Origin of the sequence: Ruegeria atlantica, assembly GCF_013033965.1 — a bacterium.
Taxonomy (GTDB): Bacteria; Pseudomonadota; Alphaproteobacteria; order Rhodobacterales; family Rhodobacteraceae; genus Ruegeria; species Ruegeria atlantica_D.
The window spans coordinates 228,714-242,254 of record NZ_WQFE01000002.1 but is presented as its reverse complement, the minus strand read 5'-3'; the positions used below and the strand labels follow the sequence as shown (position 1 = coordinate 242,254).

Annotated in this window: 17 protein-coding genes and 1 riboswitch; of the genes, 8 read left to right on the top strand and 9 right to left on the bottom strand. The window is 57.6% G+C overall.

Going from position 1 to position 13,541, the window contains the following annotated elements:
• Positions 1-35: 35 nt before the first annotated feature.
• From GOW16_RS05070 to petA, 3 genes are read right to left on the bottom strand one after another with little or no spacing between them, the layout of a single operon-like run.
• On the bottom strand, positions 36-821 hold the full coding sequence (locus GOW16_RS05070) for a cytochrome c1 (RefSeq protein ID WP_170411236.1): 786 nt from the start codon (positions 819-821) through the stop codon (positions 36-38).
• A 17-nt stretch (positions 822-838) separates the two neighbouring features.
• Positions 839-2,170, bottom strand: a complete 1,332-nt coding sequence (gene petB, locus GOW16_RS05065) for a cytochrome b (RefSeq protein ID WP_170411233.1) — start codon at positions 2,168-2,170, stop codon at positions 839-841.
• Between the two features lie 15 nt (positions 2,171-2,185).
• Entirely contained in the window at positions 2,186-2,770 is a 585-nt protein-coding gene (petA, locus tag GOW16_RS05060) for a ubiquinol-cytochrome c reductase iron-sulfur subunit (protein WP_152459513.1), read from the bottom strand.
• Positions 2,771-3,256: 486 nt separating this feature from the next.
• Between petA and GOW16_RS05055 the strand changes: the two genes are divergently transcribed.
• Positions 3,257-3,700 (top strand): c-type cytochrome, encoded by a 444-nt coding sequence (locus GOW16_RS05055; RefSeq protein WP_170411231.1) that lies wholly within the window; start codon positions 3,257-3,259, stop codon positions 3,698-3,700.
• A gap of 52 nt (positions 3,701-3,752) precedes the next feature.
• Here the strand turns inward: GOW16_RS05055 and GOW16_RS05050 are convergent, their stop codons facing one another.
• Both GOW16_RS05050 and GOW16_RS05045 read right to left on the bottom strand, forming a co-directional pair.
• Positions 3,753-4,361 carry a glutathione S-transferase gene (locus GOW16_RS05050; protein ID WP_170411228.1) on the bottom strand — a complete coding sequence of 203 codons (609 nt, stop codon included), beginning with the start codon at positions 4,359-4,361 and terminating at the stop codon, positions 3,753-3,755.
• Between the two features lie 56 nt (positions 4,362-4,417).
• The gene (locus GOW16_RS05045; protein WP_170411225.1) at positions 4,418-5,047 is read right to left on the bottom strand and encodes an FMN-binding negative transcriptional regulator; all 630 of its coding nucleotides are present in this window, start codon (positions 5,045-5,047) and stop codon (positions 4,418-4,420) included.
• Between the two features lie 53 nt (positions 5,048-5,100).
• A riboswitch (FMN riboswitch) is annotated at positions 5,101-5,248 on the top strand.
• 72 nt (positions 5,249-5,320) lie between these two features.
• Here GOW16_RS05045 and GOW16_RS05040 point away from each other — a divergent pair.
• From GOW16_RS05040 to cobO, 5 genes are all read left to right on the top strand, one after another.
• The gene (locus GOW16_RS05040) at positions 5,321-5,761 is read left to right on the top strand and encodes a 6,7-dimethyl-8-ribityllumazine synthase (protein ID WP_170411222.1); all 441 of its coding nucleotides are present in this window, start codon (positions 5,321-5,323) and stop codon (positions 5,759-5,761) included.
• A 94-nt stretch (positions 5,762-5,855) separates the two neighbouring features.
• A complete protein-coding gene (aroC, locus tag GOW16_RS05035) occupies positions 5,856-6,956 on the top strand; it encodes a chorismate synthase (RefSeq protein ID WP_170411218.1) in 1,101 nt (366 codons plus the stop codon).
• Positions 6,940-7,602 (top strand): HD domain-containing protein, encoded by a 663-nt coding sequence (locus GOW16_RS05030; RefSeq protein ID WP_170411215.1) that lies wholly within the window; start codon positions 6,940-6,942, stop codon positions 7,600-7,602. Before aroC ends, GOW16_RS05030 begins: the two co-directional genes overlap by 17 nt.
• Positions 7,603-7,646: 44 nt before the next feature.
• A complete protein-coding gene (locus tag GOW16_RS05025) occupies positions 7,647-8,582 on the top strand; it encodes a DMT family transporter (protein WP_170411212.1) in 936 nt (311 codons plus the stop codon).
• 57 nt (positions 8,583-8,639) lie between these two features.
• Positions 8,640-9,239 (top strand): cob(I)yrinic acid a,c-diamide adenosyltransferase, encoded by a 600-nt coding sequence (gene cobO / locus GOW16_RS05020; RefSeq protein ID WP_170411209.1) that lies wholly within the window; start codon positions 8,640-8,642, stop codon positions 9,237-9,239.
• Between the two features lie 34 nt (positions 9,240-9,273).
• Here the strand turns inward: cobO and GOW16_RS05015 are convergent, their stop codons facing one another.
• The 4 genes from GOW16_RS05015 to GOW16_RS05000 all read right to left on the bottom strand — a co-directional run bounded on the left by GOW16_RS05015 (position 9,274) and on the right by GOW16_RS05000 (position 12,168).
• Entirely contained in the window at positions 9,274-9,471 is a 198-nt protein-coding gene (locus tag GOW16_RS05015; protein ID WP_170411206.1) for a hypothetical protein, read from the bottom strand.
• A 277-nt stretch (positions 9,472-9,748) separates the two neighbouring features.
• Positions 9,749-10,114, bottom strand: a complete 366-nt coding sequence (locus GOW16_RS05010) for an SPW repeat domain-containing protein (RefSeq protein ID WP_170411203.1) — start codon at positions 10,112-10,114, stop codon at positions 9,749-9,751.
• Between the two features lie 109 nt (positions 10,115-10,223).
• A complete protein-coding gene (locus GOW16_RS05005; RefSeq protein WP_170411200.1) occupies positions 10,224-11,174 on the bottom strand; it encodes an AraC family transcriptional regulator in 951 nt (316 codons plus the stop codon).
• A 127-nt stretch (positions 11,175-11,301) separates the two neighbouring features.
• Positions 11,302-12,168 carry a branched-chain amino acid aminotransferase gene (locus tag GOW16_RS05000; protein ID WP_170411197.1) on the bottom strand — a complete coding sequence of 289 codons (867 nt, stop codon included), beginning with the start codon at positions 12,166-12,168 and terminating at the stop codon, positions 11,302-11,304.
• Positions 12,169-12,326: 158 nt separating this feature from the next.
• On the opposite strand from GOW16_RS05000, the gene GOW16_RS04995 reads away from it, so the two are divergent.
• Both GOW16_RS04995 and GOW16_RS04990 read left to right on the top strand, forming a co-directional pair.
• The gene (locus tag GOW16_RS04995; RefSeq protein ID WP_170411194.1) at positions 12,327-12,839 is read left to right on the top strand and encodes a MarR family winged helix-turn-helix transcriptional regulator; all 513 of its coding nucleotides are present in this window, start codon (positions 12,327-12,329) and stop codon (positions 12,837-12,839) included.
• Positions 12,836-13,537: a response regulator gene (locus GOW16_RS04990; protein ID WP_170411191.1), complete on the top strand. Its 702-nt coding sequence runs from the start codon at positions 12,836-12,838 to the stop codon at positions 13,535-13,537. Before GOW16_RS04995 ends, GOW16_RS04990 begins: the two co-directional genes overlap by 4 nt.
• Positions 13,538-13,541: the final 4 nt, after the last annotated feature.

The following is a 13,541-nucleotide window of genomic DNA, read 5'->3' as shown; positions in this document are numbered from 1 at the left end:
GGTGCGGGGGTTTTCAATTCTGTCTGCAGGCGGACTTAGTGCTGGCGCTTACCTTTCACACCAGCCCACAAGCGTTTGTTGACGAGGTACAGCAGCACCGACAGGAGCGACAGGAAGATCACACCGACGAAGCCCGAGTATTTGCGCTCCATCATCTTCGGCTCGGCGGTCCACATCAGGAAGGCCGCGATGTCCTCGGACATGGCTTCAACGGTGGCCGGATGGCCATCGGTGAATTCAACCTGATCTTCGGCCAGAGGCGGCGCCATCGAAATCCAGCCTCCAGGGAAGGCTTTGTTCTCGTACAGGATGGTGCCTGCTTCTTCTTTCTCTTCACCGGTATAGCCGTCCAGCAGCGAGGCGATGTACTCTGCACCACCCATACCTTTGAAAAACTGGTTGATCCCCAGACCATAGGGTCCGTGGAAACCGGCGCGGGCCTTGGCCATCAGGCTCAGGTCCGGTGCGCCAACACCGTCATTGACCGGGAAGTGGTCGGTTGGGATGGCCGGACGGAAGTCGTCCAGCTCGGGGTCGAACACTTCGAAGTTTTCTGCCGAATAGGCGATGACTTCTTCTTCTGAATAGCCCAGCGCTTCGAGATCACGCAGAGGCACATAGCGCAGGCCGTGGCAGGCCGCGCAAACCTCGGTATAGATCTGAAGACCGCGCTGCAGCTGGTTTTGATCCCAGGTGCCAAAGGGGCCTTCGAACGAGAAGTGGAAGTCTTCGATGTGCTGTTCGCCGCCACCTGCTGCGAAGGACGCAGCAGGGGTAAGGGCCAAAGCAAACGCGGCACCGATTGCAAGTTTCTTGAACATGTTTCCGGTCCCTCTTCTTACTCGGCCGGCGTGGCGTCGGCGTCAGCCTTGCCATAATGCGCGTTGAAGTCTTCCTCGATGGTCTCGGGCTGCGGCAGCGGCTTTTCGATAACACCAAGGATCGGCAGGATCACGAAGAAATAGGCGAACCAGTAGGCCGATGCGATCAGCGAGAAGGTCGCATAGGGCTCTTCCGCGGGCATCGCTCCCAACCACATCAGGGCAAAGAAGTCGATGATCAACAGGTAGAACCACCATTTGAACATCGGGCGATACTTGCCCGAACGCACGGTCGACGTGTCCAGCCAGGGCGCCAGCGCCATGGCCAGAATCGCACCGAACATCGCAATCACACCGAAGAACTTGGCGTCGATGATGCCGCCGGTGATGAAGCTGGCGAACTGAACGACCCAGACCTCACCGGTGAAGGCGCGCAGGATCGCGTAGAACGGCAGGAAGTACCATTCGGGCACGATGTGTGCAGGTGTGACCAGCGGGTTCGCTTCGATGTAGTTGTCCGGGTGGCCCAGATAGTTCGGCATGAAGCCGACAACCGCCCAGAACACGACCAGGATCACGGCCAGCGCGAACAGGTCCTTGATCACGAAGTACGGCCAGAAAGGCAGGGTGTCTTTCTCGGCCTCGGCTTTCGACGTGCGGCGAACTTCAACACCAGTGGGGTTGTTGTTGCCGGTGGTGTGGAAAGCCCAGATGTGCACGATGACCAGCGCCGCAATCACAAACGGCAGCAGGTAGTGCAGCGAGAAGAAGCGGTTCAGCGTGGCATTGTCCACCGCCGGTCCGCCCAGCAGCCAGGTCTGAATCGCGTCACCCACAAACGGGATCGCGCCAAACAGGCCGGTGATCACGGTCGCACCCCAGAAGGACATCTGCCCCCAAGGCAGAACGTAGCCCATGAAGGCGGTGCCCATCATCATCAGATAGATCAGCATACCGATGATCCATGTGATTTCACGCGGGGCTTTGTACGAGCCATAGTACAGGCCACGGAACATGTGAATGTAGACCGCGACAAAGAACAGCGACGCGCCGTTCATGTGCAGATAACGGATAAAGTAGCCGCCATTCACGTTGCGCATAATGTGTTCAATGCTGGCAAAGGCCAGATCAACATGCGGGGTGTAGTGCATCACCAGAACGATACCGGTGACGATTTGCAGCGCCAGGCAGAACGCCAGGACGATGCCCCAGATCCACCACCAGTTCAGGTTCTTGGGGGTGGGGATCATGATGGTGTCGTAAATCAGGCCGACGATGGGCAGGCGGCTGTTCAGCCACTTCTCGCCGTTTGTCTTCGGCTCGTAATGATCGTGGGGAATTCCGGACATAAGTTTGGGTCTCCCTTAGCCGAGCTTGATGGTGCTGTTGTCCACCCATTCCGCAGGCGGAACAGGCAGGTTTTCAGGTGCGGGTCCCTTGCGGATACGTCCGGCCAGATCGTAGTGCGATCCGTGGCAGGGGCAGAACCAGCCACCAAAGTCACCTGCATCGCCCAGAGGCACACAGCCGAGGTGCGTACATACGCCCATCTGCACAATCCACGCGCCCGGCGCTTCGCCTTCGGGCGACGGCATCACACGGTTGGCGTCGGTCGCCGGTGCGTCAGCGCTGAGGTTGAAGTTGCGCGCCAGCGGATCAGGCAGTGCGTCAACACCTTCGGCATCCTGTTCCTGTGCTTCTTGAATCTCGGCACCTGTGCGGTGGCGGACAAACACGGGTTTACCCAGCCATTTCACGGTCAACTGTGTACCGGGTTCAACGCCACTCACATCCACGCGGATCGAGGACAGCGCCTGAACGTCTGCCGATGGGTTCATTTGATTGATCAGGGGCCATACGGCTGCACCCGTCGCAACGACACCTGCGCCGCCTGCGACGTAGTAGAGGAAATCTCTGCGGGTGCCTTCGTGGTCTTCTGCGTGGGACACGAGGTTTTCTCCGATTCCGGCGCCCGCGGGCGCGGGCAAACATGCATCAGCACCGCATCAAAGCGGCGTCTCATCGCGGCTATCTAGCCGGGAGAAATCGGTTCGTCCAGCGGTCATAGGCGCGCAGTGCGCCGTATCTGGGCTTTCATGTCACAACGAAGGGCAAAATTTTCAAGCTATCGGCGCGTTTATGCGAAGAAATCCGCCAACCGCCGCTGTTCAGTTCTAATGTGATTCGCTCTGCGTATGCATGATCAAGATTTGTAGATCTGTTCCTGTCCCAGACAGTTCATCGGGTACGGATTTGCGAAATCCTGACCTTGTTATACCACTTAAGCCTTATTGTGCAGCAGGTCCGCAACTGTGCATAAATTGAGTAGAAAATACATATTTTACAATGGTCTAGCCATGCCTGTTTTCGATTGCACTTTTGACGGGAATCGACGATGGCCCTGAAGATATCCGAACCACTTTAGGACGTTCTCTATGTCAAAGCTCTTTGCACATGTACTGACCTTCGCACTGACCATGTCGTCTCAGGTCGCCGCGGCCGGTGATCCGGCGAAAGGTGAAAAACTCTACAATCGCTGCTCTTCTTGCCACGCAATCATCAAAGATGGCCAAGTTCTGGTCAAAGGCGGCATAACCGGCCCGAATCTTTACGGAGTCGTCGGGCGTGTCGCCGGAACCGAGTCAGATTACCTGAACGGAAGCGAGCGTTTGCCCATCGGAATGTTCACCGACGACATGATCCGCGCCGGTCAGGAAGGGCTGGTCTGGACGCAAGAGAATATCGCCACGTATTCCAAAGACCCGATCGTATTCATCAAGGAATATCTGGACGACGAAACCGCGCGCCCCAATATGAGCGTCAGGCTAAAGAAGGGCGCTGACGACATCGCGGCCTATCTCGCGACCTTCAGCGAGTGATCGCCGTTGCTGGTCGTTCTGATATCAGAGCGGCCAGCGTTTCAGTCTCAATTCAAGTCGGCGGCTGCGTAGCAACCATGCTGGGACGTTCGGCAAAGTTCTCGCACCACGCGGCCAGCGCGTCATTTCCTTTGCGCCACCCGCGCGCGTCGTGACGGAAATCGAGGTAGCCCAGCGCGCAGGCTACAGCAACCTGCCCCATGTCCAGCGAACCCGACAGGTGCGCCATCCATCTCTGATTCAATGCGGCACAGGCACGTTCGATCTTGTCCCACTGCGCATCCGCCCAGCCATCCCACTGTTTGTCTTCAGGCCGCATCCGACCCTCGTAGGTAATCAGCAACGCCGCATCCAGAATACCATCCGCCAGCGCCTCAAGCGTCAGCACATCCCACTGCGCGGCCCCTTCTTGATACAGCCCCGCTTTTGCGCGGTTGTTCAGAAAGGCGCAAATGACGCGGCTATCAAACAGGGTTGGGCCATCGGGACGCTCCAATGCCGGAACTTTCGTCAATGGCACCTTGGCCAGCAACGCCTCTGACGGGTCAATCGGGGTAGTTGCTGCAGTGACCAGCTCAACATCCTGCAACTGGTCTGTTTCATGCAACAAAACCATGACTTTGCGGACATAGGGCGAAGTAGGGCTGAAATAGAGTTTCATAAGCGGTCTCCCTGAATTGCCGAAACTCTACAGGACGAAACGCAAAACAAAACCCGTCAATTGGTGCCCTCGCCACCACCGCTCATCAACTTTTGCAGAGCCTCAAGCTCGGATCCGATCCCGTTATGTGCAATATGTTCCGCCGCGCGCAGGCGGGCTGCGTCGGGTTTGTTCTGGTTCAATTTCCAGGTGCCCTGAATGTCGTCGATACGCAGACGGAAAGGAACGATCATCCGCATCATTCGATCCAATGCGTCTGAACTCATCTTGCTGGTCGTCCATGGGGGTTTGGGCATCAGACGTTCCTCATAGAAGGCGGACTGGCGATTTAGCAGGTCCAGCAACTCTTCTTGAGGTCGCTGCTCCAAATGACCTGACAGATGCACGGCGACGTAGTTCCAGGTCGGGACCTGATCGTCGATCCCATACCAATCAGGTGACACATAACCGTCCGGACCCGTGACGGCGATTCGGGCTGATTTAGGGTCTTTCAGTATGCGCACGATCGGGTTGGACCTGACGAGATGCAGCTCAGCCTGCGCGCCATCCTCAGACAGCAGAAACGGTACATGGCTGATCAACGGTGCTTCGTCCGTCGAAACCGCCAGTACCCCGAACGCGCGGTCGAGTGCAAAGGTGATGTGTCGCGCGGTCTCTTCTGCGCGAAAAGACGGATTGGGATGCATGGCGGTCCTCCTGCAAAATCTCTTGCAGAACCCTTCGCACCTTGGCAAGGTCCCGCTGTTCTCAGGGCGGGGCGAAATTCCCCACCGGCGGTATGCGGGCGTTGACCCGTAAGCCCGCGAGCGGCCCCGGTTTGCGGGGTGTCAGCAGATCTGGTGAGATGCCAGAGCCGACGGTTACAGTCCGGATGAAAGAGAACGTGCAGTGCGTCGGCTGTTGCCTGCGCCTGCCCGTGATCGCCTTGGGTGACGTGTCTGTTACGAAAGGAGATCATGATGACACACACCCGCTATGCTTTTGTGAAAGCCAACTGGCATTCCGATATCGTTGACCAGGCTCTCAAAGGGTTTCTGGAGCTTATCCCCGTCGATCAGGTTGATGTTTATGACGTCCCTGGCGCGTTCGAGATGCCGCTGCTGGCCCGCGATCTGGCCCAAACCGGCCGCTATGCTGCGGTTGCCTGCGCGGCGTTTGTCGTGGACGGTGGCATTTACCGGCATGATTTCGTGGCTCAGGCCGTTGTAGACGGGTTGATGCGCGCTGGCATGGATACAGGCGTACCGGTCCTGTCTGTTTCCCTGACGCCGCATCAGTATCAGGAGACCGATCACCACAACGCCATCTACCGCGCGCATTTTGTAGAGAAAGGCCGCGAAGCCGCACAAGCTGCGCTGAAAATCAACACGACACGCGCACAACTGGCCACTGCTGCGTAAGGTCATTGGGTTGGGGCAAACACGCCCCAACCGCAAATCCGCTTGAGGCCAAGGGCCTTGCCCGCTAATCACGACGCTCAAAGGAGCATGCCCCATGTCGATGAACAGTTATGGCCACCTCTTCCGTGTCACCACCTGGGGTGAAAGCCACGGGCCCGCGTTGGGCGCGACCGTCGATGGCTGCCCTCCGGGCGTTGCGATCGATGAGGGCATGATTCAGCACTGGCTGGACAAGCGCAAACCGGGTCAGAACAAATTCACCACTCAGCGGCGCGAACCCGATCAGGTGAAAATCCTGTCCGGCGTGTTTGAAGGCCAGACAACGGGTACGCCGGTGCAGCTGATGATCGAAAACACCGATCAGCGCTCGAAAGACTACGGCGATATCATGGACAAGTTCCGTCCCGGTCACGCCGACATCACCTACTGGCAGAAATACGGCATTCGCGACTATCGCGGTGGCGGGCGCAGTTCGGCTCGGGAAACTGCCTCACGTGTTGCGGCTGGTGGGTTGGCCCGCGAAGCGATCAAGCAAATTGCCCCGAATGTGCAAATCACCGGCTACATGACTCAGATCGGGCCGTATAAAATCGACCGGGACAACTTCGACTGGTCCCAGATCGAACAGAATCCGTTCTGGACCCCCGATGCTCAAGCGGCTGAGGACTGGGCGGCTTACCTGGACGATCTGCGCAAGTCCGGAAACTCGGTTGGCGCGATTGTTGAGGTTGTGGCACGCGGCGTCCCTGCCGGGATCGGCGCGCCGGTTTATGCCAAGTTAGATACTGATTTGGCCGCTGCGATGATGTCGATCAATGCGGTGAAGGGCGTTGAGATCGGTGAAGGGATGGCCGCTGCCGAATTGACGGGTGAGGCAAATGCGGACGAGATCTTCATGGGTCAGAATGGCCCACAATACAGTTCAAACCACGCAGGCGGTATTCTTGGCGGAATCTCAACCGGGCAGGACGTTGTTGTGCGGTTCGCAGTCAAACCGACATCGTCGATCCTGACCACACGCAAGACCATAACCAAGTCCGGTGAAGAGACCGAGATCATCACCAAGGGGCGCCATGACCCCTGCGTCGGTATTCGCGCCGTACCGGTGGGTGAAGCGATGATGGCCTGCGTGATCCTCGACCACCTGTTGCTGCATCGCGGCCAGATCGGAGAGAACCGTGGACGGATCGGCTGATCTGCGCACACGCCTGCGTGCCGTCGTTGCGCAGCGTATGGAAACCGACCCCGCCCATGACCTGGCCCATCTGGACCGGGTCTGGGTGAACGCTCAGTCCATTGCCGATGATCAGACCGACATGCCCGTGCTGCTGGCAGCCGCATACCTGCATGATCTGGTCAACCTGTCGAAGGACGACCCCGACCGCCATTTGGCATCGCGCCGATCGGCTGAGAAATCAGAGTCTATTCTGGCTAATCTGGGCTATTCCGAGGACCAGATTCAGGCGATCAAACACGCAATTGAAGCGCACAGCTTTTCGGCCAACATCACACCGGAGACGCCCGAGGCCTGCATCTTGCGCGATGCGGACAGGTTGGATGCGCTGGGGGCGATTGGCGTTGCCCGGAACTTCTCGGTCTCCGGCGCGTTGGGACGGTCGCTTTATGATCCGGCGGATCCCTTTGCCGCCAACCGTCCACTGGACGACCTGCATTTTTCGATCGACCACTGGAAAGTCAAACTGCTGGGCCTGCCAGGTGATATGTTGACCGAGGGTGGCCGAGAAATTGCACAGCGCAGAATTTCGCGCATGATCCGGTTTCTGGAAGAGTTCGCGCAAGAGATCGGGAGCCCTCTGCCACCTGATTGGACGAATCTGTAAACGGCGCGTTGATCTTTCCTCGCCAAAAGCGCAGGTTCGCGCCGATGGCAAAATCCTTAACATCACATCGACCTTTGCTGGCTGTCGCTCTGAAAGTGAGTGCGGTGTTTCTGTTCACCGTGATGGCAGCCGTTATCAAGGCGCAGTCCGATCACTTTCCGCCCGGCGAAATGGTATTCTTCCGATCTCTCTTTGCCATTCCCGTCATTGTCATCTGGTTGGTCGCACGTGGAGAATTGGCGCAGGGTTTCGTTGTCCGCAAACCCTCGGGCCATTTCTGGCGCGGCGTTCTGGGGACCACGGCGATGGGGCTTACGTTCACTGGCCTTGGCCTGATCCCGTTGCCCGAAGCCACTGCGATCGGGTACGCCACGCCTATTTTCACCCTGATCCTTGCCGCGGCCATGTTGGGAGAACGTATCCGAAAAATCAGGATCGCCGCCGTATCCGTCGGCCTTTTGGGTGTTCTGATCATGATCTGGCCGCGGCTGGGTGGCAACAACATGGAGGCTGCGGCCACATTAGGCGCTTTGTGCATTCTGGGTGCGACTGTCGCCCGGGCCTTTGTGCAGATCCACATCCGGCAACTGGTGCAGGTCGATCATCCGGCTGCGATTGTTTTCTATTTCTCGATGACGGCGACCATCCTGTCCGGGCTCACAATTTTTGGGGGTTGGGTCATGCCCACTTGGGAACAGGCTACCTTTTTGATTCTGGCTGGTCTGATCGGGGGCGTTGCCCAGATTCTGGTGACCTCGTCCTATCGCTTTGGTCAGGCCTCGATGCTGGCACCGTATGATTATACCTCGATGCTGTTTGCTATCGTCATTGGCTATGTCTGGTTCAGTGAACTGCCGACGGCGGTGATGTTGGCCGGGGCAGCACTGGTGATTGCAGGTAATATCGTGGTGATCTGGCGGGAACACCAACTGGGATTGGAGCGCGGCAAGGCACGCTCGGTCACCGATCCCAAAGCCTGATCTTTACCTTTGCAAAACTTCCCCTAGGGTGTGCCCAACACAAGATGAGGGTTTCCCATGAGCGATGCACAGGATCACAAGGAAAAGATGCAAAAGGTGCAGGCCCAGCACCGTAAGAAAGTGTCCGAGGCCGTTGATCCGGACCGCGGGCTGGTGCTGATCAACACCGGTAAAGGCAAGGGCAAATCCTCGGCCGCGTTCGGGGTTGTAATCCGCGCCTTGGGTTGGGGTCAGAAGGTCGCCGTTGTTCAGTTCATCAAGGGCAAGTGGAAAACCGGCGAGCGTCGCTTTTTCGAAGAACGCGATCTGGTGACCTGGCACACGATGGGTGAAGGTTTCACCTGGGATACCCAGGACCGGGAACGCGACATCGCCGCCGCGAACTCGGCTTTCGATAAGGCACGCGCGTTGATGTCCAGCGGTGACTACGATCTGGTCGTGCTAGACGAGATCAACATCGCGCTTCGGTACGAGTACCTGACGGTCGATCAGGTGATCGACGGCCTGAATGAGCGGTCTGACAAGACCGGCGTGTTCCTGACAGGTCGAGACGCGCCGCAGGCTTTGCGTGACTATGCGGATCTGGTCACCGAAATGACCGAAGAAAAGCACCCGTTTCAGGCCGGTATCAAAGCCCAGCGCGGCGTGGATTTCTAAACATCAGAGACTAAACAGCCCCAAACCGGGGCTGTTACGCTTGCGGGTTTTCGTTGAGAAACCGGACCGACCCGCGCTGGCTGGCAGCGCTGGCAGGCAACGTTTGTTCACCCCTGCTGCCCCGGGCTGCCTTCGGCTTGTCGACATAGGCGCAATAGTCGTCGTCACAGCAACACCCGCAAGCAGTGGCCGCTTCGTGCCGAGCCATGATTTCGTCGAGCGGATCGCCCATCATCAACCTCCGTAACCTGTCCGCGCCTTCGATGCGCGTCGTTTTCGAGACGGTGGCGTGCCCTCACTTTACCATGTGCTATGCACGCAGACCGCCTCGAAATTCTGTGCTGGATGCTAGCACATCTGGCCTTGCCTTTTATCTGACTATTTTTGTCGGACTTTGCAAGGTCAAAAATCAACGCCTCTGTATGAACGCTAAATGCCGCCCGTCCGTTAGGCAGGCGGCATTGGTTCAGGAGGCTTTACGTTATTAAGCGGAGAAAAATGCTTCTGGTTCAGGCAGTAACACCCTCCTCTGGTGCACTAAGCGAAATGACGGCAACCACCGCAGCACCATTCAGCCAGTAATAGACTGCATCGAGCCCCGAGAATCCAAACAGGCTGGGCGCGGCCAGAAACGCCACACCGACCAGCAGATCGACCGCAAGGTGGTACTTGTATGGAAGAACGCGCCAGATCCCCAAGTGGTGATCGGTCAGGACGGTAAGCACAAAGGCCGCAATGCCGGTAACAACAGACAGCCACAAGGCCATCGGGTTGGACTGGCCCAGACCCAACACAAAGGGCAGCACCATCAGTGCCAAGGCAACCGGATAATCCAGATAGGCGTGAACAGAACGGGTGACAAATCGCAGAGACATGAGAGTTCCTTTCCTTTCATGGGATGACCACAAGTTAGGAAAGAAAATCGGAACGTTTAATTCGGGATCGTTCGTGAAATATTGCAGATCGTTCAGAATACCGGATCAATTAGTGCATCGAGCGATAGGCAGCCGGTGATACGCCAACCTGTTTCTTGAACACCCGCGAAAAGGCGGCCTCCGAGGCATAGCCGACTTCGGCCGCCGCGTCGGCCACGTTCCAGCGCGCCTCGGTCAGACCGTGACAGGCAATCTGCATTCGCCAATCGGTTAAGTATTGCATGGGCGTTGTGCCTAACTTCTCTGTAAAGAGTTGCGCGAACGCAGTGCGAGACATTCCAGCCTCACGTGCCAGGGACTCGACGCTCCATTCCTGCGCAGGGGCTCGATGAAAAGCAGTCAATGCGCGTGATATGCGCGGGTCGGCGAACCCGGCAAGCGCGGTATCGCTGGGGCTTTGGTGTTCAAGATGGGCGCGGATGGCCTGCGCGAACAATACTTCGGACAGTTTCAGCGCAATAAGGTCACCACCGATCCGCGCGCCGGTGATCTCGGACCCGATCATACGCAGGGTGGCTTCGATCCAGGCCCCGGCCTCTTCGCCATAATTTTCGATCAGGATGTACGGGGGAAGCCGGTCAATCAGCATATGCCCGGTACCCTGCCGCCCTGGCGGGCCTGTGAATGAGAAATGACCGCAGATCAATTGCGTATCACGGCTTTTGTCTTCGCCGCCGTAAATGAGAACGCCATCGCCTTGGTATCCGGAGTCTTGCAGCACCTGTTCGAGTGGCAATGCATCCAGTGGCTTGACCTCATTACACAACAACGCGTGGGCAGAACCATGCGGAATCAGGATCAGATCACCTTGCTTCAGACGCAGCATGTCGCCTGTATTAGAGACGTATACATTCAATTCTCCGCGCTGCACGAAGTGAAACCGAGCGACGTTCTGAAAGGCCGGCACCTGAATGCCAAACGGCGGAGTAAAAGACGTGCGGAAGTAAAACGTACCCCGCAGAGACAAACGGGTGAGAATATCGCTCAGTAGATCTAACATGGGTTTAACGTACATCCGGTTGCGCATTCGTCCAGCCCGGTGAACGAACCGCAATTTCATTTGAACGACCAGCAAAGAAAAACCCCCGCGAAAACGCGAGGGCTTCACTAGATGTTTCCGGTTTCGATCAGGCGCGGACCAGAGCCTCGTAATCGGCGGCGATCTCGCGGGTCAGATCTCCGACCTCAAACGTATAGTCGCCGATCTGGCCCACCGGGGTCACTTCGGCAGCCGTGCCGGTCAGCCAGCATTGTTCGAAATCGGCCATTTCCTCGGGCTTGATGCGGCGTTCGTGAACAGTGATGCCTTTGTCCTTGAGCATCTGAATGACGGTCTGGCGGGTGATCCCGTTCAGGAAGCAATCGGCCAGAGGTGTATGAACCTCACCATCTTTCACGAAGAACACATTCGCACCGGTCGCCTCGGCCACATAACCGCGCCAGTCCATGAACAGCGCGTCCGAGCAGCCCTTGGCCTCGGCCTTATGTTTCGAGATGGTGCAGATCATGTAAAGACCTGCCGCCTTGGCGTGCACCGGAATGGTCTCCGGGCTGGGGCGTTTCCATTCCGCGATATCCAGCTTGGCGCCCTGCATCTTGGCGTCGCCATAATAGGCACCCCATGGCCAAACAGCCACGGCCATCCGGACCGGGTTCTTGGCCGATGCCACACCCATATCGTCGCCCGAGCCGCGCCAGACCAGCGCGCGGACATAGGCGTCCTGCAGGCCACTGGCCTTCAGCGCTTCTTCCTTGGCGGCCTCGATGTCGTCCACCGAATACGGCATCGGCATATCCAGAGCCTCGGCCGAGGCAATCAAACGCTGGGAATGTTCGCGACTTTTGAAGATCTTGCCGTTATACGCACGCTCACCTTCGAACACCGAAGACGCATAATGCATCGCATGGGTCAGGATGTGCACATTGGCTTCGCGCCAGGGCACCAGTTTGCCATCCAACCAGATGACACCGTCACGATCATCATACCCCGCCATGCGAAACCTCCAGACCTGGGATTATTTTCCGATTGTTGCGTCAATTAAGTCCACATCGGACATAAAATTGCGCAAAAACTGCGATTCGATACCTGTCCACTCTTGGAATGTCAATAACGCTGACATAAACTCGGAACGAGTAACGAATGAGGCATACTATGTCGGATACCCGCCCCGCCCCAGCCTTTGGTGGCGAGAGCCTGTTGTTTTTGACCGACGAGCAGTTGCGGCAAGGAATTGAGGCGATGTTTTTCGCCTATCGCGGCTTTACCGCAGATCCGGATCGCATATTGACCGAAATGGCCTATGGACGGGCGCATCACCGGGCGATCCACTTCATCAACCGGGCACCGGGGACGACGGTAAACAACCTTCTGGCCATTCTGGGCGTGACAAAACAGTCTCTGAACAGGGTTTTGCGGACATTGATTGAGGACGGGCTTGTCGAAAGCCGGGTCGGATCAGTGGACAAACGCGAAAGACACCTATTTCTGACAGAACAGGGTAAGGCGCTGGAGGCCAAACTCTCTGAAGCCCAGCGCGTTCGAATGCGCGCAGCGTACAAAAAGGCGGGACCCGAGGCTGTGTCGGGGTTTCGTAAAGTGCTTGAAGCAATGATGGATGCTGATATGCGTCATGCCTATACGAAACTGCGGGAAACTACCTCATGAGCGATATGGACGCCCATCTGCTGATCGTCGACGATGACGAGCGTATTCGCGATCTGTTGAAGAAGTTTCTGATGCGGAACGGATTTCTGGTGACGGCCGCGCGGGATGCGGCGCATGCACGGCGGGTGCTGTCGGGGCTGGATTTCGACATGATCGTGCTGGACGTGATGATGCCCGGCGAGGATGGCGTCAGCCTGACCAAGGCGCTACGCGAGACCCATGCCACACCGATCCTGCTGTTGACGGCGCGCGGTGAGACCGAGCACCGCATAGCCGGGCTTGAGGCCGGCGCGGATGACTATCTGGCGAAACCATTTGAGCCCAAAGAGCTGTTGCTGCGGATCAATGCGATATTGCGGCGAATGCCGGAAACACCCGCGCAGGATGCGACGGCGAAGATACTGCACCTTGGCCCGATCCGGTACGATATCGAGCGTGGCGAGATGTGGCAGGGCGAGGACCCGGTACGCCTGACAGCGACCGAAAGCCAGTTGATGAAGATTTTCTCGGCCCAGCCGGGTGAGCCGATCAGCCGGACCAAACTGGTCGAAGATCTGGGCCGCGACAAAGGTCAGGCACAGGAACGCGCGGTGGACGTGCAGATCACCCGCCTGCGCCGCAAGATCGAACAAGACCCCAAGCAGCCGCGTTATCTGCAGACCGTACGGGGTGCAGGATATATGTTGGCGCCGGATTGATTTA

Bases quoted from the DNA above. Each gene is read 5' to 3' on its own strand.
- GOW16_RS05070 (WP_170411236.1), bottom strand. From the start codon at position 821: ATGTTCAAGAAACTTGCAATCGGTGCCGCGTTTGCTTTGGCCCTTACC.
- petB (WP_170411233.1), bottom strand. From the start codon at position 2,170: ATGTCCGGAATTCCCCACGATCATTACGAGCCGAAGACAAACGGCGAG.
- GOW16_RS05055 (WP_170411231.1), top strand. From the start codon at position 3,257: ATGTCAAAGCTCTTTGCACATGTACTGACCTTCGCACTGACCATGTCG.
- GOW16_RS05050 (WP_170411228.1), bottom strand. From the start codon at position 4,361: ATGAAACTCTATTTCAGCCCTACTTCGCCCTATGTCCGCAAAGTCATG.
- GOW16_RS05045 (WP_170411225.1), bottom strand. From the start codon at position 5,047: ATGCATCCCAATCCGTCTTTTCGCGCAGAAGAGACCGCGCGACACATC.
- GOW16_RS05040 (WP_170411222.1), top strand. From the start codon at position 5,321: ATGACACACACCCGCTATGCTTTTGTGAAAGCCAACTGGCATTCCGAT.
- aroC (WP_170411218.1), top strand. From the start codon at position 5,856: ATGTCGATGAACAGTTATGGCCACCTCTTCCGTGTCACCACCTGGGGT.
- GOW16_RS05025 (WP_170411212.1), top strand. From the start codon at position 7,647: ATGGCAAAATCCTTAACATCACATCGACCTTTGCTGGCTGTCGCTCTG.
- cobO (WP_170411209.1), top strand. From the start codon at position 8,640: ATGAGCGATGCACAGGATCACAAGGAAAAGATGCAAAAGGTGCAGGCC.
- GOW16_RS05015 (WP_170411206.1), bottom strand. From the start codon at position 9,471: ATGGGCGATCCGCTCGACGAAATCATGGCTCGGCACGAAGCGGCCACT.
- GOW16_RS05010 (WP_170411203.1), bottom strand. From the start codon at position 10,114: ATGTCTCTGCGATTTGTCACCCGTTCTGTTCACGCCTATCTGGATTAT.
- GOW16_RS05005 (WP_170411200.1), bottom strand. From the start codon at position 11,174: ATGTTAGATCTACTGAGCGATATTCTCACCCGTTTGTCTCTGCGGGGT.
- GOW16_RS05000 (WP_170411197.1), bottom strand. From the start codon at position 12,168: ATGGCGGGGTATGATGATCGTGACGGTGTCATCTGGTTGGATGGCAAA.
- GOW16_RS04995 (WP_170411194.1), top strand. From the start codon at position 12,327: ATGTCGGATACCCGCCCCGCCCCAGCCTTTGGTGGCGAGAGCCTGTTG.
- GOW16_RS04990 (WP_170411191.1), top strand. From the start codon at position 12,836: ATGAGCGATATGGACGCCCATCTGCTGATCGTCGACGATGACGAGCGT.